This is a genomic window from Streptomyces sp. NPDC045470 (assembly GCF_040646595.1).
GTDB lineage: Bacteria > Actinomycetota > Actinomycetes > Streptomycetales > Streptomycetaceae > Streptomyces.
Genome location: NZ_JBEZAN010000005.1, coordinates 47,989 through 73,454, shown reverse-complemented (window position 1 = coordinate 73,454; position 25,466 = coordinate 47,989). Strand labels below are relative to the sequence as shown.

Genomic DNA, 25,466 nt, shown 5'->3' with positions numbered 1-25,466 from the left:
CCGGGGCACGGCCCCTCGGCCCGGCAGTCGCACGCCGCGGCAGGGGCCGCCCCGCTCAGCCCCGCGCCCCCGGTCCGGGCACCGCCACCGCCGCGTCCAGATGCGCGGCCACCTCCCGCCCGATCCGGGTCAGTGGCTCCGCCTGGGTCATGGCGTGGTGGGTGCACGCGATGTCGTGGTTCTCGATGTGTCCGGTGACCAGGTGGCGCCAGGTCTCGGCGGCCGGTGCGTGGGCGGGCTTGCCTTCGGTGGCATGGAAGTACAGCAGGTCGCCGTCGAAGATGCCCTCGGAGAACGTCGGCAGCAGCTTCACCGAGTTGGTGAACACCTCGGTGACGGCGGTGAGCCGGTCCTCGCCGAGCGCCGGGTGCTGCTTGAGGGAGTCGAGCAGCTCACCGCCGCCCTGTCCGCGCAGCACCGCCGCCACGCCCGGGACGGTCAGCGGCCGCGCGAACCGGTCCGGATCGTGCCCGGCCGCCTCCAGGAGCAGGGCCAGGATGTCGTGCTCCGTGACGGCGGAGTCCGTCGTTCCGTGCGGGTCGATGGGGTGTGAGTCGAGCATGGCCAGCAGCGCCACCCGCTCGCCCCTGGCCTGGAGCCGGACCGCGATGGCGTGGGCGAGCGCGCCGCCGAGCGACCAGCCCAGCAGGTGGTACGGCCCGGCCGGCTGTACGGCGCGGAGCTGCCCGACGTAGTCCCCGACCATCTCCTCGAAGGTGGCGGGCAGTGCCGCGCGCCGCGCCAGCCCGCCGGCCTGGAGCCCGTACACCGGGACGTCCGGGTCCAGGTGGCGCAGCAGCCCGGCGTAGCACCAGCTCAGGCCGCCGGAGGGGTGGACACAGAACAGTGGGGGGCGGCTTCCCCGGGTGCGCAGCGGCAGCAGGGCCTCGAAGCCGTCCGATCCGCCGCCGGTGCGCAGCACCTTGACGAGTTCGGCGACGGTGGGGGCGTCGAACAGCGCGCGGATGGACAGCTCGGTGCCCAGGGCGGAGCGGATACGGCTGATGAGCTTGGCCGCCAGCAGGGAGTGCCCGCCCAGGGCGAAGAAGTCGTCGTCGACGTCGACCTGCCGTACACCGAGCACCTCGGCGAACAGCGTGCACAGCACCTTCTCCTGAGGGCTGCGCGGCTGCCGCCCGTTGCAGACGGCGGGGGCCTCCGGCGCGGGCAGGGCGGCGCGGTCCAGCTTGCCGTTGGCGGTCAGCGGCAGGTGCTCCAGGAGGACGAAGGCACCGGGGACCATGTACTCGGGCAGGCGGGCGGTCGCCCAGGCGCGCAGGATGTCCGCGTCGACCGGTGCGGGCGCGGCGGTGCCGGAGCCGGAGCGGCGTGAGGCGGGGACCCGGCCGGGCGCGGTGCGGCCGGCCGGGCGCTGGGGGGCGACCGGTACGACGTACGCGGCCAGGCGCCGGTCGCCGGGGGTGTCCTCCCGTACGGTGACCACCGCGTGGGCGACGCCCGGGTGGCGGGCCAGTGCCGTCTCGACCTCGCCGGGCTCGATGCGGAAGCCGCGTACCTTGACCTGTCCGTCGGCGCGGCCGAGGTATTCGAGGATGCCGTCGGGCGTCCAGCGCGCCCGGTCGCCGGTCCGGTACATGCGCGACCCCGGCGCGCCGCAGGTGCAGGGCACCCCGGGGTCGCCGCAGGTGCCGGCGGCCGAGCCGCTGCCCGCGTGGGCGAACGGGTTGGCGACGAACCGCTCCGCGGTCAGCGCGGGACGGCGGAGGTAGCCACGGGCGATCTGGTCACCGGCCAGGTACAGCTCCCCCGGTACCCCGGCCGGCACGGGGTTGAGCGCGGCGTCGAGCACGTACGCCTGCACGTTGCGTCCCGGCCGTCCGATGACGGGCTGTTCCCCTTGGTCGGCGATGCGGCAGTACACGGCGTCGACGGTGCACTCGGTCGGGCCGTAGTAGTTGTACGCGGTGGTGCCGGGCAGGGCGCGCAGCGTCTCCCAGAGGGCGGCGTCGACGGCTTCGCCGCCCACCATGAGGATGCGGGGCCGGTGCCGTGCGCCGGTGAACAGTCCGGCGGCGATCAACTGGTGCAGGTAGGTGGGGGTGAGGTCGAGGAAGTCGATGCGCCGGTCGGCGATGTAGTCGACGAGGGCGGGCGGGTCGAGGCGTACGGCGTCCTCGACGAGGTGGAGTTCGTGGCCGGCGGCCAGGAACAGCGGGCCTTCCCAGGCGGTGTCGAAGGAGAACGCGGCGGTCAGCGCGGTCCGCAGGCGGCGCCGGGCCGCGGCCGTCTCCGGGTCGATCAGCTCGGCCCGGTGGTCGAAGAACAGGTTCGTCAGCTGGCGGTGTTCCACGACGACGCCCTTGGGCTGCCCGGTGGAGCCGGAGGTGTAGCTGACGTACGCCGGGTGGCCCGGTGCCAGCGGGGCCCGCCGGTCGGCGTCCGTGGGGTCGGTGTCGGGACGGAGGTCCAGCTCCCGGGCGGCGGCCGGGGTGTCGAGGCACAGCGTGGTGGCGGTGCCGGGCAGGTGCCCGGCGGCCGCCGTCGTGGTGAGGACGCAGACCGGGCGGGTGTCGGCGAGCAGGAAGCGGATGCGTTCTGCGGGCAGCTCCGGGTCGACCGGTACGTACGCGGCGCCCGTCTTGAGGACGGCCAGCAGGCCGGCGAGGTGGTCGGCGGTGCGCGGCAGGGCCAGCGCCACGAACGTCTCGGGCCCGGCGCCGCGTTCGATCAGCGCGTGCGCCAGCCGGTTGGCGCGGACGTTCAGTGCGGCGTACGAGAGGGTGGTGGCGCCGCACACGAGAGCGGTGGCGTCGGGCGTGCGGCGGGCCTGCTCCTCGAAGAGCGCGGGCAGCGTGGTGACCGGCACCGTACGGGCGGTGTCGTTCCATCCGGTGGTCACCCGGCGGCGCTCGGCCGCGGGCAGCAGGTCGATGCCGCCGACGGGCTGTTCGGGGTCGACGCCGGCCAGGGTGTCCAGCAGGGCCAGGAAGCGGCGCTGGTGGGCGGCGGTGACCTCGGCGTCGTACAGGTCCGGGTCGGCCTGGAAGTCGATGCGCAGGCAGCCGTCGTCGGTCCGCTCGTAGACGTTGACGCCGAGGCCGGTGACCGGGCCGTTGGAGAGGTTGTGCAGGGTGGCCGGGTGCCGCCCGAAGGCCAGCTCCGGGTCGTAGCTCATGATGTTGATGCCCCAGTCGCCGAGCGGGCCGCCGGTGTGCGCGGCGCCCAGCTCCTGGACGAGGTACGGCGAGGGGTAGCGCTGGTGACGCAGCAGGCCGCGGGCCCGCTCGGAGGTGTGCCGCAGCAGTTCGCGCACGGTCGTGTACGGCTCCAGCCCGACCTGGAGCGGCAGCACGTTGGCGACCATGCACGGCGTGCTGCGCGGTACGGCGCCGACGCGGCCGGTCACGGTCAGGTCCAGCGTCACGTCGGTGGACCCGCTCATCCGGTGCACGTACAGCGCGAGCGCGGCCATCGCCACCACGGGCAGCCCCGTCCGGGTCTGCCGGGCCAGCGCGCGCAACCCGTCGGCAGCGGGTGCGGGGAGGTGGCCGGTCTCGCGTACGAAGCGGTGCGGGACGGTGGCCAGCCGGCTGGCGAGTCCGGTCCCGGCGGTCTGTCCGGCGAAGCGCTCGGCCCAGAACGCGCGGTCCCGGGCGCACCGTTCGGAGGCGTGGTAGTCGGCCTCGTCGGCCAGCAGTTGTTCCAGGGTGCCCAGGTCGCTGGGCGGGCACTCCTCGCCCGCCTCCAGGGCGCTGTAGATCTCGGCGACGCGCCGGATCAGGAGCGAGAAGCCGTAGCCGTCCAGGACGATGTGGTGCAGCGCCATGTACAGCACGCAGTGGTCGTCGGGAAGCAGCAGCACGGCGAAGCTGAACAGCGGGGCGCGGCGCAGGTCGGCGGGCTTGCGCAGGTCGGCCCACATCCACTCCTTCGCGCGGGTCCACGGGTCGGCCGGCGCGACCACCCGGGCCGGGCCGGGCCGCGGGCCTGTGGGGCGGCCCGCCGCCTCCCGCAGGTCGACGACGGGCAGCGGCCAGTCGTCCGCGAGGTCGGGTACCTGCCAGACGCCGCCGTCCTCGTCGGTCTCGAACCGGACCCGCACGGCGTCGATGCCGGCCACGGCGCGGCGCACCGCGGTGTCCAGCACGGCCAGGTCGACCGGGCCGTGGATGTCCACGTACTCCGCGGCACGGTAGATCGGGTTCTCCGCGTCCAGCTGCTGGGAGAACCACATCCCCGTCTGCGCGACGGTCAGCGGCAATCGGCGACCGCGGTGGCCTGGCTTCCTGTTCATGCTTGCCGTCTCCTGACGAAGGTGCTGGTGTACAACGGCGACCGGGCCGTGGCGGGGCCGGGCGACCGGTCGCGGCTCACGCGCCGTAAAGGGCCAACGAGCACCACACGACGGGTGTATCGGTTCGTCGGCAAATCTCTTTGGACAGGTGTACGGAGACGGAGGCGGCGCACGCGCCGCGGGCCGCCCGGGGAACCGCTGACGCGCAGCTCACAGGCGGAACAACGAGGGCGGGGCCGGGCGGTTCCGGGGCCCGGACGGCTTCCCGCCGACCGGGCCGGCAGTCAGGCGTACGTCGAATGCGTGCGCCAGAACGGACCGCCGGGGTCACTCACCGGGGCGTACGGGGCCGGGGTGTACCAGGTCCGACGGGTCGGTGTTGGCGCCGCACACGACCACGCACACCCGCTCCCCCGGCGCGGGCCGGTACGCCCCGGACCGGAGGGCGGCGAGGGCGGCCGCCGTGCCGTGCTCGACCGCCAGCCTGCGGTCGTCCCACAGGCTCCGGCGCGCGGCCACGATCGCCTCGTCCGGGACCAGCAGCGAGACCGCCCCGGCCCGCCGCGCCCAGTCCAGCGCCATCCGGCTGGCGCGGCGGGCGCCCAGCGAGTCCGCGGCTACGGAGTCCACCGGGACGTCGACGACCCGGCCCGCCTCGATCGCGGCGTTCAGCGCCCGGCAGTTCTCCGGCTCGACGGCCACGACCCGTACGCCGTGGTGGTGCGCGGCCGCGGCGACCCCGCTGAACAGTCCACCGCCGCCGACCGCGACGACGACCGTGTCCAGGCCGGGCAGCGCGGCCCGGATCTCCTCCAGCAGGGTGCCGGCCCCGGCCGCGATCAGCGGGTGGTCGTACGCGTGCGCCGCCAACGCCCCGGCCCGCGCGGCGTGTTCCTCGGACGCCTCCAGCGCGGCGGCGTACTCGGTGCCCACCTGGCGCACGTCGGCACCGAGCAGGCGCAGCCGGGCGACCTTGACCGGCGGCGCGGTCTCCGGCAGGAACACCGTCGCCCGGACGCCGTGGCGGCCCGCCGCCCAGGCGCAGGCCAGCCCGGCGTTGCCTCCGGAGGCGATGACCACCCCGGCCTCGGGCAGGGTGCCGGCCTCCCGGTGCGCGGCGATGAAGTTGGCCGCGCCACGGGCCTTGAAGGACCCGGTGTGCTGGGTGAACTCGTAGGCGAGCCAGCCCTCACCGGGGCCGAACCCGCCCGGGTCGACCGGTGCGACGGTGACCGGGCGCACGTCCCCGGCGATCCGGCCGGCCGCCGCCCGCACGTCGTCGTAGCCGATGCTGCTCATCGCGGACCACTCTCCCGGGTCGGAACGTCGGACGTCGTGTCACGGTGCCGTCGGCGCGGCGGGCGGAGCCGCCCTACCGGCCGGACCGGACCGGACCGGACCGGACCAGTTGATCACGCGCCGCGTCCGGGGCACCCGGCCGCCCCGGTCTCGGCCCCGTCCCCGGCCGTCCCGGCCCCGGCCCGGCCGCTCCGGCCTCGGCCACCCCGGCCCTGGCGCCACCCCGGCCCCTTAAGGGCGAAAGTCCCGCCCGGCCAGGACTTTCCGCCCTTGGCGCACGGGACCACCGACCGAAATGATCTTGATACGCCGAGCCGGCGGCGCGTCCGAGCCGCCGGCCGACCGAAGGAAAGTACCCGCACGTCATGACATTACGTACGCCGGCCGTGATCACGTCGAGCGCCGCGGCGGCCCTCCTCCTGGGCCTGCTCCAGGCACCCGCCGCGCACGCCGCCGACCGGCCGCAACCGTCCGGCGCCCGATCGCTGGACAACGTGCTCTGCATCTACAGCACCGAGATCACCGACCGCACCACCGGCGGTTACGTCTGGGACATCGGCAAGCGGGCCCACGCGCTGTGGAAGAGCGACGACTTCAAGAAGAAGTACGGCGAGCTGTCCTACGCCGATCAGACGAACAAGCTGCTCTACGAACTGAACGTGAGCCAGCACGTGTTCGGCCACAGCTGGCTCGTGCACTTCAACACCGGCGGAAAGCTGCACCGGAAGCTGGACAGCGGCGAAGAAGCCCGATACGACACGTATTCCTTCCAGCCGAACGACCCGGACGGCACCAACGGCGACGGTTCCCCGGTCGACGGCATGTCCGTCAACTACACCGGTTACGACATCAACGTCCCCGGCAAGCCGCTGGTCGAGTGGGACCGGCCGAGCCGCAAGCAGGACCAGGGCCAGGCGCACTCCCCGCGCGCCGCGCGCTGCACGGCGCTGACCGGTGCCCAGCAGAGCGCTTTCGAGCAGGAGATCCAGCGGCGTGCCGAACTCGATGAGAAGTACACGCTCCTGCCCAGCTGGAACTTCCTCCTGACCGGCGGCTGGGCGGGCACGTCCGCCAGGAACTGCACCACGTTCGCCCTCCAGGTCTGGGACGCGACGATGAAGGACACCCCCGCCGAACGCATCGACGCGCCCGGCGGCTACCCCGCTGCGGACATCAACAAGCTGGGCGGCAAGGTCCCCGGCGACCTGACGCAGAGCGAGTTCTCGGCCTGGATCCCCGCCCTGGCCGGCAAGTGGATCCGTGAGAAGAACGGCGGCCACGACGAGAACGCGGAGGTGCCGCGCTTCGCCGACGACACGCTCGCACCGGTCGGCGCACGGTAGACACCACGCACGCTCCCGGCCCGGCACCGGCCGGTGCCGGGAGCCGGTCCCTCACGGGCCACTCGGGGCGGCGGTACGGTCGCCCCGAGGGCCCTGTCGTCAGTCTCCCGTGGCGTCCAGGTAGGCGCCCAGCGGTTGCAGCGGCGTCCACAGTTGTTCGAAGTAGGCGGCGAAGTAGGACATGTACGTCGGGTCCTGGACGCTGAAGCCGTTCAGCTTCTGGCGGGCGCCCCCGGAGAAGGCCAGGAAGACGGTGCTGTCGTCGATCAGCGCCATGTTCAGGCCGTCGGCCGCCGCCGTCCACCGCAGGACGTTCGCCTCGTAATTGAGCAGGTGCACGGTCTCTTCCCGATGCCGCCGGGCCCAGGCGAGGACGTCCCGGTCGGGCACGCCGTCGGTCTCGGGGATGCCGATGATGCGGCGGACGCTGCGCTGGTCCTCGGTGTCCTCGCGCGCCCAGGCCAGGATGTCCGCGAAGTAGTCCGCCGAGGCCTTCGTCGTGTACTGGTCGGGCGGGTAGCGGCGGGTGTACGTCACCCTGATCTCCGTCCGGGCCGCCCGGACGCACCGGGCCGCCGCGGTGTAGAACTCCGGGTTGCTGCGGTACCAGGTCGCGGCGAGGAGCGCGGCACCGCCGACGTCCGGCAGCGCCGCCGGGCGCGCGGCCCCGTCCTGGCCGGCCGGCCCCCGGCGCAGCGCGTCGAGGCGGCGCTTCGCGTCCCGCCAGCGGTCCAGCCAGTCCGCCGGTTCCGCGCCGCACGCGGTGACGAAGGCCGAGGTCAGTTCCCAACTGGGGAAACGGCGCCCGTTGAGCATCGCGGACACCGAGCTGCGGCCGCACTTCATCTGCAGGGCGAGACGGGCCTCGGTCGGTTCGAAGCAGCGCAGCCGCAGTTCGCGCAGTTGCTCCGCGAACGCCTCGACGGGCTCCGGTACGGGTGGGGACGCCGGCCGTTCGGTCAATGGATCATCATCCCCCGGGTGCTCGGCGGCAGCGTCACGGAAGTTCCGCGCCTGTCCGTCATTGTCCGCCTGTGCCACCGGTGTTCGCCAGTGTTCCGCCGCGCTGTCGCGGTGCTCGGAATTGCCTGCGCCCGTCGCTCAGCCATAGGCGCAGGTGGACGCGGGGCCGACACTTCCGGTGTACGGGCTGCGCGGCTCCACGCGGCCGGAGAGCGGGAGGAGGACGCCATGTGACCTGACAGCCGATCACGACCGGCCAGGACGAACCGGCGGGCGGGCAGCGCCCGTACCGCCACCGGCACACGAAGAGGCCGCTCCCTGGTGCTTCTGGCGGGAAGCAGGGAACGGCCTTCTGCCGAACTCGGAAAACCTCGTGTTCTTCACCCACAAGGAGACCTCATGTCCGTCGACTGCAGGATAGCCCTTCGCTGTACGGGCATCGCCTTCGTGGCGGTGCTCATCGTCGGCGTCACCCTGGTGACGCCCTCCCACCTCGCGTTCCCCGTCCCGCAGGACTCCCTGTGGCTCCTGCTCCTGGCATCGGCGCTCGCGCCGGCCGCCGCCGTGCGGAGCGGAACGGGGCGGGGACGGTGAGCGCGACGCCGACGGCGGCGTGCCGCCGGTGCGGGGCCGCGGAGCCGCGCACCTTCACCACCCCGGTCGTCGACTGCTCCGGCCGGCTGCTCGTCGCCACGTCCGTGATCTGCGCGTGCGGCAGCACCACCCTGGTCGGTCTGCGGCCCGTCCGTACGGCTGACGGCCAGGACGCGCGGGCGGACGCGCCCCGGCAGCCCTTCCCCTTCACCGTCTACTGACGGGGCCGCCGGGTACTGACGGGCTGCCCCGGATACGGACGGGTTGCCCCGGATACGGACGGGTTGCCCCGGATACGGACAGGTTTCCCAGGTACGGGCAGGCGGGACCGGTGACCGTGACCGGCTGCGGAGGGGTGCGCCCCGCCGTGGCCGGTCACGCGTCCGCGTGCGACGGTGCGGGGCCGGTCTGGGTATCGTCGGCCGTCGGGCCGGCGGACCGCCGGTGACCGTACGACACGACGAGAAAGGTGCAGGCGCTGTGCCACGCCCTCAAGGCCGGGACCACGACCGCGGACGCGCACACGGCCGGGACCGCGGGCAGCCCCGTGGCCACGGCCGGCCACAGGACCGGCCGCGGGCCGACCGCCCGCAAGGGGTCCGGGACGGACTGGCCGGGGAGCTGCGCCGGATGGACGGCGCCTCGTACGGCAGGTACAAGGCGCTCCTCGGCGGCTGGTCCATGCCCGGCTTCACCCTGGAGGTGATCCGCGGGCAGTCCGACCCGTACGCGCCGCCCGCACGGGTCGCGCTGCGCGTGCCGGCCGAGGAGGCCGGGTTCCCCGCCGATCTGTGGGAGTCGCCGGTCCGGCGGCGGGCGCTGGCGAGCTACCTGGCGCGGCGGGCCGCCGAGGCGGCGGACCACCGGGCGCTGCGGGTGGACGCCGGCGGCCAGGAGGTGCTGGAGCGCAGTTCCTGCCTGGTGGACGCGCGCGACGGCTCGGTGACACTGCGGCTGGGCGTCGATCTGCCGGGGCACGGCCGCCGCATCGACGGGCACGCGGCGGAGCACGTGCTGTGCGGTCTGCTGCCGAGGGTCGCCGAGCGCGCGCTGCGGTACGCGGCGCTGGACGCCGACGACGTACGGGCTTTCGCGGACACCGTCGAGGACTCGGCCGCGCTGCGCGCCGCGCTGCCCGGCCTCGGCCTGGTCGCGTTCGTGGCCGACGGCGCGGTACTGCCGCGGCGCAGCGGCGTGGACGACCGCCCGGCGACCGGTGACGGAGTCGTCCCGTTCGCCTCTCCGGAGGAGCTGCGGGTCTCGGTCGACCTGCCGCACGCGGGGACGGTCACCGGCATGGGCGTACGCGAAGGCGTCACCCTGATCGTCGGTGGCGGCTTCCACGGCAAGTCGACGCTGCTGCGGGCCCTGGAGACGGGTGTGTGGGACCACGTTCCGGGGGACGGACGCGAGCGGGTGGCGGCCCGGCCCGACACCGTCAAGATCCGCTCCGAGGACGGCCGCCGGGTCGAGCGGGTGGACGTGCACGCCTTTGTGGACCACCTGCCGAGCGGCGCGGACACCACCGACTTCTGTACGGACAACGCCTCCGGCTCCACGTCGCAGGCCGCCTCCCTGTGCGAGGCCGTCGAGGCGGGCGCGCGGGCCCTGCTCATCGACGAGGACACCGCGGCCACCAACCTGATGATCCGGGATGCGCGGATGCAGGCGCTGGTCGCCAAGGAGCGGGAGCCACTGACGCCGTTCGTGGACCTCGTCCGGTCCCTGCACCGGGACCACGGGGTCTCGACCGTGCTGGTGATGGGCGGCTCCGGCGACTACATGGAGGTCGCCGACCAGGTGGTGATGATGGACGCGTACCGGCCGTCCGATGTCACCGAGCGGGCGCGCCGGCTGGCGGCGGTACCGACCGGCCGGACCGCCGAGGCGGACGCCTTCCCCGGTGTCGCCCATCGCCGCCCGGACCCCGGCTCGCTCGACACGTCCGTACGCGGCCGCTCCCGCATCCGGGCGCGCGGCGACGACGGGCTGACCTTCGGCGAGCACGACATCGACCTGCGGGCCGTCGAACAGATCGCGGACGCGCGCCAGGTGGCGGGCATCGGCCTGGCCCTCGAACTGATGGTGCGGCGCGGGTACGTGGACGGGAAGCGCACCCTGGCCGAGGCGCTCGACCTGCTCGACGGCGACCTGGAGGACGGCGCGCACCGCCTCCTCGCCGTCCGCGACGAGGACTTCGCGCTGCCGCGTCGCCACGAGGTCGCCGCGGCCCTGAACCGCCTGCGCGGCCTGCGGGTCCTGGGCCGGCCGACGGGGGCGGCGCAGGGCTGAGAGCCGGGACTCGTCCGCGTACGGGATGCGTCAGATGCGTTCGATGCGTCAGATGCGTCGCGAGATGCCACTGGCACGTACGCGGACGAGTCACCACCGGTACGTCGGGTCCCGGTCGGTCCGACGAAACGCAGCCGGTACGACGAGACGGAGCCGGCACGACGAGACACGACCGGTTCGACGAGACGGTAACGGCCCGTCGAAACGCGACCGGTTCGACGAGACGTTGCCGACACGACGAAACGCCACCGCTTCGACGCGTCCCCACCCGTACGTCCGTACGCGTACGTCCGTCCGTACGCGTACGTCCGTCCGTACGCGGACCAGCCCCGACACGCTCCAGTGGCTCGCGTCACGGACCGGAAGGCACCGGTTCGACGCGGCGGATGCCCGCCCGGCGCACGACCTCGCGCCCCGCCTCCGCGGCCCGTCGTACCAGCGCGGGGCCGTCCCAGTGGAGCGGCCGACCGTCCCACAGCCGCAGGCGGCCGCCGACCACGACCGCGCGGATCTGGTCGCGGTTCGCGAGCCGTACCAGTTCCCAGCTCAGGTCCCACGACGGCGTCAGCTCCGGTACGTCGAGGTCCACGACGAGGAAGTCCGCCGCCTTGCCGGGCGCGATCTCGCCGGTGACCCGGCCGAGGCCGAGCGCGTCGGCGCTGCGCGAGGTCGCGTGCTCCAGCCACCGCCGTCCGGCGCCGCACACCGAGTCGCCGCTCTGCAGGCCGAACGCCAGCCGCTGCGCGGTCTCCGCGGCGTCCACCAGGCGGAATCCGTCGCCGCGGGTGCCGTCCGTGCCGGTGCCGAAGCGCACGCCCATGGCGGCCATCGTCCCGGCCTGCGCGACGCCGTTGCCCTTCCACGCGCTGGCGACGGGGTTGTAGCTGACGGCGGTGCCCGTGTCGGCCAGCAGACGGAGTTCGCCGGGCGTGAGCAGGGTGGCGTGGGCGCCGAGTGTGTGCGGTCCTAGGGCGCCGACGTGGTGGAGGTGTTCCACCGGGCGCCGGCCGACGCTCTTGAGGGAGCGTTCGACGGAGGCGAGGTGCTCGTTGACGTGCACCTGGAAGACGGCGCCCGCTTCGGCGCACAGCCGTGCCGTGCGCCGCAGCACCCCGGCGTCGGCGGCGTCCTCCGGCACGGGGATCGCCAGGGACGGGTGGACCAGCCGGGAGCCGTCCCAGCGGGCGAGGTGCCGTTCGCCGCCCTTGCCGTCCGAGCACACCTGTCCCAGCACGCAGCGGACACCGGCTTCCTGGGTGGCCTGGGCCAGGACCGCGACGTCGACAGGTGCGCGGGTCCCGGCGTCGGCGACGGTGGTGAATCCGCCCCGCAGGGCTTCCAGCGCGGCCAGTTTCGCCGCCAGGTAGGCAGTCTCCTCGTCGAGCGCGCGTTCCAGGGGCTCCCAGACCGTTTTGAAGATCTCCGACGGCTGCCCGAACGCCTGCGCCTTGCCGAAACTCTGCGTCAGGTGATGGTGCGCGTCCACGAAACCCGGCATCAGCAGCGTGCGTCCGAGGTGTACCGGCGTCAGGCGGCCATGGGCACCGATCAGCTTGCGCGCCGGCCCGGCCTCCCGGAAGACTCCGCCGGCCACACGTACGGCATGGTCCCGCACCGGCCCTCCGGGCAGCAGGAGCACTTCCGGCACGAGCAGGAGCTCATCGCCTTCGAACTGCTCGGGGCGCAGCGCGGGGGCCGCCGCCGACGCGGGGCCCGCCGCCGCGGTCGCCGCCAGCAGACCGCCCGCCCCGGTCAGTCCGGCATGCATCAGGAAAGACCTGCGGCCCGTCCCCGCCTCCCGTTCCTCCCGGCGCGGCCCCTCGCCCGCCGCCCGCACGTCCTCCCGCTCGCTCTCCCCCGCGCCTTCGCCCCCGGACCGCTCCCGCCTTGCCTGGTTCGCCAACGCGCTCTCCTCCATGGTCGGTTTCCCGCCGCCCCGGCCGGGCGGGCCGACGATAAAGGAGCCCGCAACGCGGAACAACCCTTTCGACATACGGGAGATGCCTCATCGCAGCGCAATACGCCGCCCGGGGTGGCGGAACCGTCCGACACGCCGCACAACCTCCCACGTCCCAGCGTTGCCGCAGGTCAGAACGGGTGGCGTAACTTCGGGGAAACGTACGGACCCTAGGTTGGGCAGGCGCCCGGCACCGAGTCGCCCGGCGTGCCCCGAGCCGAGTTGCGGAGATCCCATGACCGCGTCGCCGTCCGACCCGACCACCACCCCGGCAGGCCCGCGCACCCGCTCCCGCGCGGACCGGGCCCGGCAGGTCGCGGAGGTGCTGCGCCGGCAGATCGCTTCCGGCGCCTTTCCCTCCGGTGTCCTGCCGGACGAGCGGAGTCTGATCGCCGACCACGGCGCCTCACGGAACACCGTCCGCGAGGCGCTGGGTGTCCTGCGCGACGAGGGCGTGGTGCAACGGCGGCAGGGCGTGGGCACGGTGATCCGGCGCCGTACGTACGAGCACACGCTGGAGCGGCTGACCGGGCTGGCCGAGACCCTGTCGGCGTACGGGCGGGTCAGCAACGAGGTGCGGGTCGCCGACGTGATCCGGCCGCCCCGGGAAGTGGCACGCAAGCTGTGCGTCCCCGACGACGGACAGGTCGTCTACATCGAGCGGCTGCGCCGCCTCGGCGACGACCCGCTGTCCCTGGACCTGACCTACCTGACCACCGACATCGGACGGCCGCTGCTGGACGCGGACCTGGCCGGCCGGGACCTGTTCCGCCTGATCGAGGAGTCGGTCGGCGGCCCGCTGGGCTCGGCAAGTGTGACCGTGCACGCGGTCAACGCGGATCCCGGCACCTCGGCCCTGCTCGGAACCCCGCCAGGGCAGGCCGTGTTCACGGTCGAGCGGCTGACCCGGCTGCCGGACGGACGCCCCGTGGACCTGGAATTCCTGCGCATCCGGGGTGACCGGCTGGCATTCCGCGCGGAACTGGGCCGGAGCGCCGGCGTATCCGACAGCCCGACAGGTGACGACCGATGACCCGCACCACACCCACCTCTCCCACCACCCCCACCCCCGCCAAAACCGCTCCTCCCCGCCTCCCGAACCCCGCCCCCACCGGCCCGAACCGCCTCACCGTCGCCGTGCTGTGTCTGTGCGTCACCCTCGTCGTCGGCATGGTCTCCGCCGTCAACCTCGCCATCCCGTCGCTGTCCCGCAGCGCGCTGCACCCCTCCGCCGAGGCGGTGGTGTGGGTCGTGGACGGGTACGTGGTGTTCTTCGCCTGCCTGCTCGTCCCGGCGGGCGCACTCGCGGACCGACTGGGCCGCAAGGGCACCCTGCTGGGCGGGATGGCACTGTTCACGGCGGGTTCCGCGCTGTGTGCCGCCGCACCCGGCATCGCGGTGGTGATCGCCGGCCGGATGCTCAGCGGGGTCGGGGCCGCCGCCGTACTGCCGACGACGCTGGCCCTGCTGGTCGCGGACGCGGCGCCGGAGCGCAGGCCCCGGCTGGTGGCGGTGTGGGCGTCGATGACGGGCCTGGCGGCGGTCCTGGGCAACGTCGGGGGCGGCGCGGCCCTTCAGACCGGTTCCTGGCGGGCCCTGTTCCTGTGTGTCGTCCCGCCGGCCCTCCTGGCCCTCGTCCTGATCGCCGTCTGCACCCCGGCCGCCGTACGCCACGACCGCCCGGTCTCCCCGCTCTCGGCGGGTCTGCTGACCGCCGGGTTCCTGGCCCTGCTCGCGGGCCTCGTCTCCGGGCCGGAGTCGGGCTGGCTGAGCGTACGGACCGTGGGCGGTTTCCTCCTCGCCGCCGTACTGCTGACCTGCTGGGTACGGTACGAACTCCAGCGGCCGCACCCGATGCTGGACCCGCGGCTCTTCGCCCTGCCGGCCGTGCGGGCGGGAGCGCTCGGTCTGGCGCTGGCCTTCGTCGGCATGTTCGGCCTGTTCTACATCAACGGGCAGTACCTCCAGTACGCGCAAGGCCATTCGCCGCTGGGGGCCGGCATACGTCTGCTGCCGATGGCTGCCGCACTGCTGGTGGCCCCACGTTGCGCGGCGGCACTGGAGCGGCGGCTGGGCGGCCGGGCCACTGTGGGTGCGGGGCTGCTGGTACTGGCGGCGGGCCTGGCCACCGTGTCGACCGTGAGCGCGCACACCCCGTACGTCCTCTACGCCGCCGGTGCCACACTGACCGCGGCCGGCTGCGGCCTGGCCACCCCCCTGCTCTCGCACGACATGATGTCGGCGCTCCCTCCGGACCGGGCGGGAACCGGCTCCGGATTGCAGAGCCTGGCCCGCGAGTTGGGCAGCGCGCTGGGCATCGCGGTCAGCGGCAGCATCGTCACCGCCTTCTTCACCGCCCACCTGCCCGCCGTACTGCGCGGTCCGCACCCGCCGACGACCGTGGCGGCGGCGGAACGGGGACTGAGCGGCGCGCCCGGCCCGGCGGGCGGCGACCTACGGGACGCGGTGCTCGGTGCCTTCACCGGCTCGCTCGACGTCGCGATGCTCGTCCTGGCCGCGGTGGTCGTGGCGGGCGGGGCGCTGGTGGTCGCGTGGTACCCGGGACGCCGTACCCGCCCCTGATCACCACCCGGCCGTACGACCAGGCACGTCCACCGGACCGCCGCCCCGCACGGCCCACGGCCCACGGCCCACTGGCAAGATCCATCCATGACTTCCGCAACGCCACCCGCCGCCCCCTCCCCGATACCCCCCGTCGTACCCACCGGCAGCATGCGGGACAGCGAGCAGCCCACCCTCACCCTCACCACGGACGCCGAGTTGCGCCCGTGGCGCCCCACCGACGCCGACGTGCTGGTCGCCGCCTGCCGGGACCCGGACATCCAGCAGTGGAACCGGCCCACGCAGGTCTCGACGGAGGGCGCGCGGACCAAGATCGCACGCTGGCACCAGCGGTGGCACGACGAGCAGGCCGCCATCTGGGCCGTCGCGGGCACGGAAGACGGTCCGGCGGTGGGGCTGGCCGGACTCGCGGACCTCGACCTCGGGGGCGGCAGCGCGGAGTTCCTCTACTGGCTGCTCCCGGCCGGGCGCGGGCGGGGGCTCGCGGTGTCGGCGACCGTACGGATCAGCCGATGGGCCCTGGAGGATCTCGGCCTGCACCGGCTGCGGCTCACCCACTCCGTCGCCAATCCGGCGTCCTGCCGGGTGGCGGTCAGGGCGGGCTTCCGGCTGGAAGGCACCATGCGCAGCGCGCTGCTGCACGCCGACGGCTGGCACGACGAGCATCTGCACGCCCGTGTAGCGGGCGACGCCTGGCCCGCGGACGCCTGAACCACCGCCGCCCCGGGGTACGGAGGCGGAACGGGCGGGGACTCCGGCCCCCGCCCGGCGCGGCTCAGCTCATCGGTACGACGGCGGTCGGCGCGTGGCCGGGCTCGGTGGCCAGGTCCTCGAACTCGTTGACGCTGCCGATGTCGGTGCCGCTCATCGCGATGTTGGTGACCCGCTCCAGGATCGCCTCGACGACCACCGGCACCCGGTGTTCGGCGGCCAGCTTCTTGGCCTCCTCGAAGGCGGGCAACAGGTGGTCCGGCTCGGTGACGCGGATCGCCTTGCAGCCCAGCCCTTCGGCGACCTTGACGTGGTCCACGCCGTAGACGCCGAGTTCGGGGGTGTTGATGTTCTCGAACTCCAGGGTGACCTGGTAGTCCATGGCGAAGTTGCGCTGGGCCTGGCGGATCAGGCCCAGGTAGGAGTTGTTCACCAGCACGTGCACGTACGGGATGCGGTGCTGGGCGCCGACCGCCAGTTCCTCCAGCATGAACTGGAAGTCGTAGTCGCCGGAGAGCGCGACGACGCTGCCGTCGGGGTCGGCGGTGGCGACACCCAGTGCGGCCGGGATGGTCCAGCCCAGCGGCCCGGCCTGGCCGCAGTTGATCCAGTGGCGCGGCTTGTAGACGTGCAGCATCTGGGCGCCGGCGATCTGCGAGAGGCCGATGGTGGTGACGTACCGGGTCTCGGGCCCGAAGGCACGGTTCATCTCCTCGTACACGCGCTGCGGCTTGAGCGGCACGTTGTCGAAGTGCGTACGGCGCTGGAGCGTGGCCTTGCGCTGCTGGGCCGAGGCGGCCCACTCACCGCGGTCGGGCAGTGCGCCCGCGGCCTTCAGCTCCTCGGCGACCTCGACGAACAGTTCCAGCGCGGCCTTGGCGTCGGAGGCGATGCCGTAGTCCGGGGCGAAGATCTTGCCGATCTGGGTGGGCTCGATGTCGACGTGCACGAAGGTGCGGCCCCGGGTGTAGACGTCCAGTGTGCCGGTGTGCCGGTTGGCCCAGCGATTGCCGATGCCGAGGACGAAGTCGGACTCCAGGAAGGTCGCGTTGCCGTAGCGGTGCGAGGTCTGCAGGCCCACCATTCCGGCGTGGAGCCGGTGGTCGTCGGGGAGGGTGCCCCAGCCCATCAGGGTGGGGATCACAGGGACGCCGGTCAGTTCGGCGAACTCGACGAGCAGGTCCGAGGCGTCGGCGTTGATGATGCCGCCGCCCGCGACGAGCAGCGGGCGCTCGGCGGCGTTCAGCATGGCGAGGGCCTTCTCGACCTGCTTGCGCGTCGCCTTCGGCCGGTGCACCGGCAGCGGCTCGTACGTCTCCGGGTCGAACTCGATCTCCGTGAGCTGGACGTCGATCGGCAGGTCGACCAGGACCGGCCCGGGGCGGCCCGAGCGCATCAGGTGGAACGCCTGCTGGAAGACGCCGGGGACCTGGGCGGCCTCCAGGACGGTGGTCGCGGCCTTGGTGACGGGGGCGGCGATCGAGGCGATGTCGACGGCCTGGAAGTCCTCCTTGTGGATCACCGCGGTGGGTGCCTGACCGGTGATGCACAGGATCGGGATCGAGTCACCGGTCGCGGAGTACAGCCCGGTGATCATGTCGGTGCCGGCGGGCCCGGACGTGCCGATGCAGACGCCGATGTTGCCGGGGCGGGCGCGGGTGTAGCCCTCGGCCATGTGGGAGGCGCCCTCGACGTGGCGGGCGAGCGTGTGGTGAATGCCGCCGCCGGCCCGCAGCGCCGCGTAGAACGGGTTGATCGCCGCGCCCGGCACACCGAACGCGTTGGTCACGCCCTCGCGCTTGAGGATCTCCACAGCCGCACGGGCGGCGGTCATTCGAGGCATCGAGTACTCCTGCGTCGGGCTGTCGGGATCGCGCTCCGGCCCGAGGGCGGAAGCGCGAGCTGCACTTCTTCCGCATTACGGAATACTTGTTTTACTCTGCGGAAGTACGAATGAAAGTAGAGCGCGCCGTTCCCGCCGTCAAGGGACCGCCGTACAGAGAGGAGCCCGGCAGGCCGGCGCATCGGAGGACGCGGAGGCCCGGCCCGGGCAGGCCCGAAGGGCACGGCCATCGCGCCGCGGCACGGCCGTGACCAGGCACGTCAAGCTGCACACCGCCCTTGCCGCACTGCCGCCCGCCCAGGAGACCGCACCATGCCCCCGCGCACCGTCCTGATGCTCCAGCACATAGAGGCCGAGAAGCCCGGCCTGATCCTGGACGCCCTGGACGGCACCGGCCTGTACGTCGACATCCGCGACCTGATCGACACGCCGGACGCCTCGGCGGACGGCCTGCCGCCGCTGTCCGACCTGGCCGGGCTGGTCGTCATGGGCGGTCCCATGAACGCCGACGACACGACGGAGCACCCGGCGCTGCGGGCCGGCGTCCCGACGCTGGGCGTGTGCCTCGGTGCCCAGCTCCTCGCCCGCGCCCACGGCCTGGCCGTACGGACCGGCGCCGAGCTCGGCCGGGACAGCGAGATCGGCTGGTCCGCGCTGGACGACGTGGACCGCGCCGACCCGTTCGTCGGCCCGCTGGCCGACGCCCCGGCCGTACTCCACTGGCACGGCGACCGCATCGTGCCCGCCCTCGGCACCCGCGTCCTGGCCCGCACCGGCACCACGGAGTGCCAGGCGTTCCGCGCCGGCCCGGCCGCCTGGGGCGTCCGGTTCCACCTGGAGGTCACGCCCGGCCTCCTGGAGGAGTGGCTCGCCGAACCGTCCTTCACCACCGAGGCCACGGACGCCCTCGGACCCGACGCCACGGCCCGGCTGCGGGCCGACGCCCTGGCCGCGGCCCCCGCCCTGCGCCCCTGGCCGAGCGGAGCCTGGCGCACCTGCGGGCCCTCTTCATGGAGCGCGCGGGACTCTGATTCCCACGGCCTTACGGGGCGGCGCCCCCGGGCCACTCATCGGCCCCGCCCTGGCCCGCTCCCCCGCCGAGCCACACCCCGATCACCTCGGACGCCACCGAGACCACGGACCGCCCGGTGGTGTCGATCACCGTCGTGCCCGGTGGTTCCGGGCGCGTGAGGGCCGCGTGCTGGCGGACCGTACGGGCGAGCTGGTCCGCCGTCCCGGAGCCGATCTCCCGGCGGCGGACCCGGCGTTCCAGAGTGGGCACATCCGCGGTCAGCCGTACGGACGTGATGCCGGCGTCCGGTACGGCATCGGCGATCCACGCCAACTCGCGTTCCAGCGCGACGAATACACCCGTCACGATCAGCCGGGTGTGGCCGACCCCGGCCAGGTTGGCCCAGACCGCGGCGAGATTACGGCGGGACAGCTCGCTCGGCCCGAGACCGGGCGGCGGCCAGGGGTGCACCTGGTCCAGTTGGTCGGTGTCGAGCAGGGCGTGCGGGATGTCGGCGCGGCCGAGCTGGTGGGACACCTCGTACGCCGTCGTGGACTTGCCGACCCCGGCTGCGCCGCACAGGACCAGGATTTCCGTCGTGGGCTGCATCGTCGCCCATGGTGGGCCGACGGAACCCGCCCCGCCAGCGAATTTGCGGGCCTGAGAAGGTGCGCCCGAGCCCTGGACGCGCCGCGACACGTCCTGGGCGGGTTCGCGTTCGCAACCGTCCCCGGCCCGCGCCCGGGTCCGCAACAGCCCCGGGCCCGCCGCCCGGGTCCGACGAGTCGGAGGGACGACCATGCGCGACGCCGTGGTGACGCCCGAGGGCGACCGCATCCGCTGGGCCGAACTGCCGGGCGCCGGACCGCCCGCGTCCACCTGCACGGCCTCGGCGCCGCCTCGCCCGCCCACTTCGCCGGGACCGCCGCGCACCCGCTCCTGGCGGGCCGCCGGTCCCTGCTCCCGGACCTGCTCGGATCAGCAGCAGCGACCGGCCCACCGGCTTCCCGTACACGACGCCGCGGGCGCGCACTGGTGGTCGACCGTGCGGCTGGCCGGCCCGGAGGCGCTGCACCGCAGCGCGGTCCACCTCGCCCGGGGCAGCGAGCCGGTCGTGCGGGAGCTGCTGGTGAGGCTGCCGATGCCGCGTACGTTCCTGCTGCCCGCGGACGACGGCCCGCTGCCAGGCGCGGAGGCGCTCGTGGCGGCCGGTATACGGGGGGGCGGCGGTGCCGGACTGCGGGCACGACATCATGCTGGACACCTCGGAGGCGTACGGAAGCGTAGTCGCGGCGGCCCTGACGCCGGAGCCGGACGTGGCCCCCACCGCGTGACCGGGCCGGCCGGCGGCCGGGAACGCGGCAGGCGGGAGTTCGGGTGCCCGGCCGCCGCCTCCGTGCGAAGATCCCGCCATGCACCCCCCACGTATCCGCAGGCCGCCGTCTGCGCCCGGCGTGGAAGGCCCATGCCGCGTAGGTGCCCCGCCCCGATCCGGGGCGGCCTGGCACCACGGCGGCCCGCCGCTTTCACGGTGGTCGACGGTCTCGACGCCGTCGCCCGGCTCGATGTCCGCGCGTTCGAACAGGCACGACTGACGCCCGGAGCCGTGGCCAAGGCCCTGCGGAGCCGGCGGCAGCAAGTCCGACTGTCGCGCCGTTATGTGACTGACATGACGCCGTGCGGCTGCCCCTGCTGCTGCGACGCCGGGCACGGGCGCACGGAGCTGGAACTCGCGCTGCGCCCCCCGCCGCAGCGCGCGCCAACTCCACTCTCTCATCGACCCCCTGGACGACACCTTCCTCGCCCGTACGCTTCCCGACCCGCACCTGCCGGAGGACCTGCCCTGGTGGGAGCGCCGCTGCTGACGGGCTCATGTGCGGCCGGGCCGGGCCGGATTGACGCCGCCGGACGAGCCGTTGAGCTTCTGTTCATCGCCGTGCCGCAAGCTGGCTGAGCCGACGGCGCGGTGGTGCCGACGGGGGATGTTCCGTGCCGAGATGGGGCTGATGTCATGAACGTCGTTCAGGAACCGCTTCGCGTGCCCGCCGTGTCGTTACCGCGCCAGTTGCCCGCGGGCAGCGCCCGGTCGCTGCCGATGCTGGACGCGGTGGTGGAGGTGCTGCGCGCCGCCGGTGAGGACGTGCACGTGGTGTACTCCGCGCACGGCGACGTGTTCAAGGTGGTGCCGCGGCAGGACGCCGCTGCCTGAGCGGGCGGGAGCGCCGCGGTTCAGCCGTCGCCGTCGCGCAGCAGGACGGTGCGGCAAGCGGCGGAGAAGTCGCTGAGGCGGGCGTGCACGTCCGCCCTGCTGTCGGCGAGGCGCTCCCGTACCGCGTCGGGTGCCACCGGCCCGGAGGGCTGCCGGCGCTCCGCGAGTTCGCGGTACGCCGCGACGAAGGCGTCGGTCGCGCCGACCAGTGCCCGAGCGGCATCATGAACCCGCTCGGGCCCCAGCATGGCGATGGGGCTCACCGCGACGGACAGGTGGAGCCGACGCTCCTCCACGCGCTCGACCACATCCTGTACGGGTCTGCGGTCGGCCAACGCGCCGTGCAGCGCGGCGAGCGCGGCGGCCAGGTCGGCATAGGCCCGGCTGATCTCGCCGTAGAGCTGACGGCGTTCCTGGCGGACCCACTGCGCCTGCTCATGCCTGGCCTGGCCGGCGACTTGCTCGGCGAGAGCCCGCGCCGCGACATCCGCACTGTGTTTTGCCGCCCGGTAACTGGGGAGACCGCCGACCGCGGCGCCCAGGACCGCACCGGCGAGCCCGATCGCACCGGCCAGAAGGACGGCGAGCTGTTCGTCCACGGCGCCTCCCCGGACGCGGAGCGCCCCGACGCCAGTTGCCAGTTGACCCTGACACTGATGTCAAAGCTTAGCGCCACGGGCATGGCCACTGATCGATCCCGGCCCATGAAAACGGGCCTCCTGCCGCCCTCCTCGACTGCCGTCGCCCCGGCGCCTTCCCGCGAGGTCATCATCCAGGGCGACGGCCCGGCGCCGGCGCTGGCGCACGGTGCGGGCGCGGGGGTGTTCGGCCATTACGGCCTCGCACTGGACGACCTGGCACGGGACCGTGCGGTCATCGGCCCGCACCACCCCGGCGCGGGCGGCACCCCCGAAGCCGACCGGCCGCTCCAACTCGGCTGCCTGACCGGCCAGTCGGTCTCCGCCGCGACAACCGCCGGGCACGACACATTTCCCGTCGTCGGCGAGTCACTGGGCTGCGCGGTGGCCGTACGGGCCGCGCCCCGGCACCCCGCCGGATCACGGCACTCGCGCTCACCGCCGGATTCGCCGCCACCGATCCCGTGCTGCGACTGACCACCCAGCTCATCCGGACCCTGGGCCGGAGCGGAGAGCTGACCACCGCGGCCCGGCTGGCCGGTCTGTCGTGCTGATCGCAGAGGAAGCTGGCCGAGCTGGCCGAGCCGACTGCGGCGGAGATCGACGCTCAGGTGGCGGAGATCCAGGCGGATCCGGGGGCCCGCGCTGGGCCATTTCGACCTGGCGGGCCGAGTGGACGTACGCGGCGATCCGGCGCGGATCACTGTACCCACGCTCGTGGTGTCTCTACGGGGGATCGTACGGCGCTGCCTGCCACCACCCGCCGCCCGGCGGACGGCATCCCCGGCGCCGCGTTCACCGAACTGGCCGGCCCGGGGCACCTCATGAGCGCCGCCCACCGGGCGGACCGGCGCGGCCGGGTCCGCGCCTTCCTCGGCCGCGTCACGGAGCAGCGGGCGGCGTCCGCTAGCGGATCGGCACCCCCGCCACCGTCCGGGCGATGACCAGGCGCTGGATCTCGCTCGTCCCTTCAAAGATCGTATAGATGGAACTGTCGCGGTGCATCCGCTCGACCGGGTACTCCCGCGTGTAGCCGTTGCCGCCGAGGATCTGCATGGCCTGGGCCGTCACCTTCTTGGCGGTCTCGCCGGCGAACAGTTTCGACATGGAGCCCTCGGCCGAGGTGAACGGCTTGCCGGCGGTGGCCATCCAGGAGGCGCGCCAGACCAGGAGGCGGGCGGCGTCGATCTGGGTGCGCATGTCGGCGAGCTGGAAGGCGATGCCCTGGTTGTCGATGATCGGGCGGCCGAACTGGACGCGTTCCTTGGCGTAGTCGAGGGCGACCTCGTACGCGGCGCGGGCGATGCCGACGGCCTGGGCGCCGACGGCCGGGCGGGACGCCTCGAAGGTGGCCATGGCGGCGTTCTTCACGCGTTCGCCGCCCGGTTTCCCGGCCCGCTCGCGGGCCCTGGCCAGGCGCTCGTCCAGCTTCTCCTTGCCGCCGAGCAGGCAGTGGCCGGGGACGCGTACGTCCTCCAGGACGACCTCGGCGGTGTGCGAGGCGCGGATGCCGTGCTTCTTGAACTTCTGGCCCTGGGACAGGCCGGGAGTCCGCGGCGGGACGATGAAGGAGGCGTGCCCCTTGGGGCCGAGGTCCGGGTCGACGACCGCGACGACGACATGGACGTTGGCGATGCCGCCGTTGGTCGCCCAGGTCTTGGTGCCGTTGAGCACCCACTCGTCCTTGGCCTGGTCGTAGACGGCGCGGGTGCGCATCGCGGAGACGTCGGAGCCCGCGTCGGGCTCGGAGGAGCAGAAGGCGGCCACCTTCACGTCGGCGGCGTCGCCGTACATCTGCGGTATCCAGGTGCCGATCTGCTCCTCGGTGCCGTTGGCCAGCACGCCGACGGCGGCCAGGCCGGTGCCGACGATCGACAGGCCGATGCCGGCGTCGCCCCAGAACAGCTCCTCCATGGCCATGGGGATGCCCAGGCCGGTCGGGTCGAAGAACTGCTGGGCGTAGAAGTCGAGCGAGTACAGGCCGATCTTGGCGGCTTCCTGGATCACCGGCCAGGGGGTCTCCTCGCGCTCGTCCCACTCGGCGGCCGCGGGGCGCATCACGTCGGCGGCGAAGCCGTGGATCCAGTCCCTGACCTCCTTCTGCTCGTCGCTCAGCTCCATGGTGAACTCGGCCATGCCCCCTCCAGCGGTGCGTTCCCGGGGCGGACCCCGAGCAGTGTCGCCTACCTCACGTTACTTGCGGTAACCCGAGTGTGTTACCCGCGAGTAAGGGATGTCAACTCCCCCAGCCCCCCAATCACCCCGCAGTGCGGGTGTTACGTTGCGCGAGCGTCACGGATTCACGAGGGCGGGGAGTGGGACATGGAAAACACCCAGCACGACGGCCGGCAGCAGGCCACCGCGGTGGAGCCGCCCGCGGCACGGCACGGCGCCGCGGCGGACCCGCCGCACACGGTACGGCGGCAGCAGACCGCCACCGAGCGGCGGCGCCGCGAACTGCTGGAGGCCGCGGACCGGGTGGTACTGCGCGACGGTCCGGACGCCTCGATGAACGCCATCGCGGCGGAGGCCGGCATCACCAAGCCGATCCTGTACCGGCACTTCGGCGACAAGGGCGGCCTCTACCGGGCCCTGGCCGTACGGCACACCGACGCCCTGCTGGACGGACTGCGGGCGGCGCTGGACTCACCCGTACCGCGCCGGGACCGCGTCGAGGCGACGCTCGACACCTACCTGACCGCGATCGAGGCCCGCCCGCAGGTCTACCGGTTCCTGATGCACCCCTCCGACGAGGGACCGGGCGCCGACAAGGACACCGGCTTCGACGTCGGCCGGCACTCCGCGCCGCTGCTGCGCCGGCTCGGCGAGGAACTGGCACAGGTGATAGGCGAGCGGCTGGACCTGGGCCCGGGCGGCGAGGAGCTGGCACGGGTGTGGGGCCACGGGATCGTCGGCATGATGCACGCGGCCGGCGACTGGTGGCTGCGCGAACGCCCCTGTTCGCGAGCGCAATTGGTGCAGCACCTGGCGGACCTGCTGTGGGGGCGGCTGGCGGCGGCCGGGGACCGGCTGGGCGGGCCCGGGTTCTGAGACACCGGGGTCCTGGATCGGTCAGGAGCCCGTGGCCCGCTCCCGTCCCGCCCACGGCGCGCGGGACGCGGCCCGCAGGGCCCGGCGGCGGCGCAGGCCGGTGAGGTGGTCGAGGTAGAGGCCGCCCTGAAGGTGGTCGCACTCGTGCTGGAGGCAGCGGGCGAAGAAGCCGGTGCCGGACACGGTGCGCGGCTCGCCCGTCACGCTGAACCCCTCCACCACCGCGTGGTCGTACCGCGGGGTGCCGGCCTCGATGCCGGGCACGGACAGACAGCCCTCGGGGCCGCGCACCAGGACGCCGTCGGCCTCCACCAGGCGCGGATTGACGAGGTGTCCGAGGTGGCGCCGGTCGTCGTCGTCCGGGCAGTCGTAGACGAACACCCGCAGCGGCACGCCGACCTGGTTGGCCGCCAGGCCGACGCCCTGGGCCGCGTACATCGTCGCGAACATGTCCTCGACGAGCGTGGCGAGCCCGGCGTCGAAGTCGGTGACGTCCCGGCAGGCCGCGGCCAGGGCCGGGTCGCCGAGCAGGCGCAGGGGGCGCGGGCGGCCGGAGCTGCCGGGGATCGAGCGGGAACGCATGGGGGTAAGCGTACGTTCTGCCACGTGTGACGACGCAGGTCGTCGCGGGCCGCGGAGGCCGCGGCACGGGTAGCGGGTTTCGGGGCCGCCGCCGGATCTCGATAGGCTGATCCCCGACCGAAGCCTCCGGCCGG

19 protein-coding genes and 2 pseudogenes are annotated in these 25,466 nt (G+C 73.8%); 12 read left to right on the top strand and 9 right to left on the bottom strand.

From position 1 onward, the window contains the following. Positions 1-55 precede the first annotated feature (55 nt). The gene (locus tag AB0A97_RS17710) at positions 56-4,255 is read right to left on the bottom strand and encodes an amino acid adenylation domain-containing protein (RefSeq protein WP_361150383.1); all 4,200 of its coding nucleotides are present in this window, start codon (positions 4,253-4,255) and stop codon (positions 56-58) included. Positions 4,256-4,582: 327 nt separating this feature from the next. Beyond that, on the bottom strand, positions 4,583-5,554 hold the full coding sequence (locus tag AB0A97_RS17705) for a threonine/serine dehydratase (protein WP_361150380.1): 972 nt from the start codon (positions 5,552-5,554) through the stop codon (positions 4,583-4,585). 365 nt (positions 5,555-5,919) lie between these two features. Here AB0A97_RS17705 and AB0A97_RS17700 point away from each other — a divergent pair, with 365 nt between their 5' ends. Further along, positions 5,920-6,897 carry a hypothetical protein gene (locus tag AB0A97_RS17700; protein WP_361150377.1) on the top strand — a complete coding sequence of 326 codons (978 nt, stop codon included), beginning with the start codon at positions 5,920-5,922 and terminating at the stop codon, positions 6,895-6,897. 99 nt (positions 6,898-6,996) lie between these two features. Here AB0A97_RS17700 and AB0A97_RS17695 read toward each other — a convergent pair whose 3' ends face one another. Further along, positions 6,997-7,860: a helix-turn-helix domain-containing protein gene (locus AB0A97_RS17695; protein WP_361150374.1), complete on the bottom strand. Its 864-nt coding sequence runs from the start codon at positions 7,858-7,860 to the stop codon at positions 6,997-6,999. A 399-nt stretch (positions 7,861-8,259) separates the two neighbouring features. Between AB0A97_RS17695 and AB0A97_RS17690 the strand changes: the two genes are divergently transcribed. From AB0A97_RS17690 to AB0A97_RS17680, 3 genes are all read left to right on the top strand, one after another. Beyond that, positions 8,260-8,454, top strand: a complete 195-nt coding sequence (locus AB0A97_RS17690; protein ID WP_361150371.1) for a hypothetical protein — start codon at positions 8,260-8,262, stop codon at positions 8,452-8,454. Then, entirely contained in the window at positions 8,451-8,675 is a 225-nt protein-coding gene (locus tag AB0A97_RS17685; RefSeq protein WP_361150369.1) for a hypothetical protein, read from the top strand. Before AB0A97_RS17690 ends, AB0A97_RS17685 begins: the two co-directional genes overlap by 4 nt. Before the next feature lie 259 nt (positions 8,676-8,934). After that, positions 8,935-10,746 (top strand): ABC-ATPase domain-containing protein, encoded by a 1,812-nt coding sequence (locus AB0A97_RS17680; RefSeq protein ID WP_361150367.1) that lies wholly within the window; start codon positions 8,935-8,937, stop codon positions 10,744-10,746. 352 nt (positions 10,747-11,098) lie between these two features. Here AB0A97_RS17680 and AB0A97_RS17675 read toward each other — a convergent pair whose 3' ends face one another. Then, positions 11,099-12,514, bottom strand: coding sequence for an amidohydrolase family protein (locus tag AB0A97_RS17675; protein WP_361151067.1), 1,416 nt, complete (start codon positions 12,512-12,514; stop codon positions 11,099-11,101). A 424-nt stretch (positions 12,515-12,938) separates the two neighbouring features. On the opposite strand from AB0A97_RS17675, the gene AB0A97_RS17670 reads away from it, so the two are divergent. The 3 genes from AB0A97_RS17670 (at position 12,939) to AB0A97_RS17660 (ending at position 15,997) form a co-directional block, all read left to right on the top strand. After that, a complete protein-coding gene (locus tag AB0A97_RS17670) occupies positions 12,939-13,736 on the top strand; it encodes a GntR family transcriptional regulator (protein WP_361150364.1) in 798 nt (265 codons plus the stop codon). Continuing rightward, entirely contained in the window at positions 13,733-15,286 is a 1,554-nt protein-coding gene (locus AB0A97_RS17665) for an MFS transporter (RefSeq protein ID WP_361150362.1), read from the top strand. Before AB0A97_RS17670 ends, AB0A97_RS17665 begins: the two co-directional genes overlap by 4 nt. 87 nt (positions 15,287-15,373) lie before the next feature. Beyond that, complete coding sequence (locus AB0A97_RS17660) at positions 15,374-15,997, top strand: GNAT family N-acetyltransferase (protein WP_361150360.1); 624 nt, start codon at positions 15,374-15,376, stop codon at positions 15,995-15,997. Between the two features lie 64 nt (positions 15,998-16,061). On the opposite strand, the gene gcl is transcribed toward AB0A97_RS17660, so the two are convergent. Then, entirely contained in the window at positions 16,062-17,840 is a 1,779-nt protein-coding gene (gene gcl / locus AB0A97_RS17655) for a glyoxylate carboligase (RefSeq protein ID WP_361150358.1), read from the bottom strand. Positions 17,841-18,152: 312 nt separating this feature from the next. Here gcl and AB0A97_RS17650 point away from each other — a divergent pair. After that, a pseudogene (locus tag AB0A97_RS17650) lies at positions 18,153-18,635 on the top strand (hypothetical protein); the annotation flags it as partial. 247 nt (positions 18,636-18,882) lie between these two features. Here AB0A97_RS17650 and AB0A97_RS17645 read toward each other — a convergent pair. Continuing rightward, positions 18,883-19,461, bottom strand: coding sequence for a hypothetical protein (locus AB0A97_RS17645; RefSeq protein ID WP_361150356.1), 579 nt, complete (start codon positions 19,459-19,461; stop codon positions 18,883-18,885). Between the two features lie 190 nt (positions 19,462-19,651). Between AB0A97_RS17645 and AB0A97_RS17640 the strand changes: the two are divergent. Together AB0A97_RS17640 and AB0A97_RS17635 are read left to right on the top strand one after the other, a co-directional pair. Next, positions 19,652-20,186, top strand: a pseudogene (locus tag AB0A97_RS17640) (hypothetical protein). Between the two features lie 713 nt (positions 20,187-20,899). Continuing rightward, a complete protein-coding gene (locus AB0A97_RS17635) occupies positions 20,900-21,061 on the top strand; it encodes a hypothetical protein (RefSeq protein ID WP_238783610.1) in 162 nt (53 codons plus the stop codon). 20 nt (positions 21,062-21,081) lie between these two features. On the opposite strand, the gene AB0A97_RS17630 is transcribed toward AB0A97_RS17635, so the two are convergent. Beyond that, the gene (locus AB0A97_RS17630; protein ID WP_361150353.1) at positions 21,082-21,660 is read right to left on the bottom strand and encodes a hypothetical protein; all 579 of its coding nucleotides are present in this window, start codon (positions 21,658-21,660) and stop codon (positions 21,082-21,084) included. 81 nt (positions 21,661-21,741) lie between these two features. On the opposite strand from AB0A97_RS17630, the gene AB0A97_RS17625 reads away from it, so the two are divergent. Further along, on the top strand, positions 21,742-22,176 hold the full coding sequence (locus AB0A97_RS17625) for an alpha/beta hydrolase (RefSeq protein ID WP_361150350.1): 435 nt from the start codon (positions 21,742-21,744) through the stop codon (positions 22,174-22,176). Between the two features lie 429 nt (positions 22,177-22,605). Here AB0A97_RS17625 and AB0A97_RS17620 read toward each other — a convergent pair whose 3' ends face one another. Continuing rightward, positions 22,606-23,835: an acyl-CoA dehydrogenase family protein gene (locus AB0A97_RS17620; protein ID WP_361150348.1), complete on the bottom strand. Its 1,230-nt coding sequence runs from the start codon at positions 23,833-23,835 to the stop codon at positions 22,606-22,608. Between the two features lie 186 nt (positions 23,836-24,021). On the opposite strand from AB0A97_RS17620, the gene AB0A97_RS17615 reads away from it, so the two are divergent. After that, positions 24,022-24,750, top strand: coding sequence for a TetR family transcriptional regulator (locus AB0A97_RS17615; protein ID WP_361150345.1), 729 nt, complete (start codon positions 24,022-24,024; stop codon positions 24,748-24,750). Between the two features lie 21 nt (positions 24,751-24,771). On the opposite strand, the gene def is transcribed toward AB0A97_RS17615, so the two are convergent. After that, the gene (def, locus tag AB0A97_RS17610; protein WP_361150343.1) at positions 24,772-25,332 is read right to left on the bottom strand and encodes a peptide deformylase; all 561 of its coding nucleotides are present in this window, start codon (positions 25,330-25,332) and stop codon (positions 24,772-24,774) included. Between the last annotated feature and the right edge of the window lie 134 nt (positions 25,333-25,466).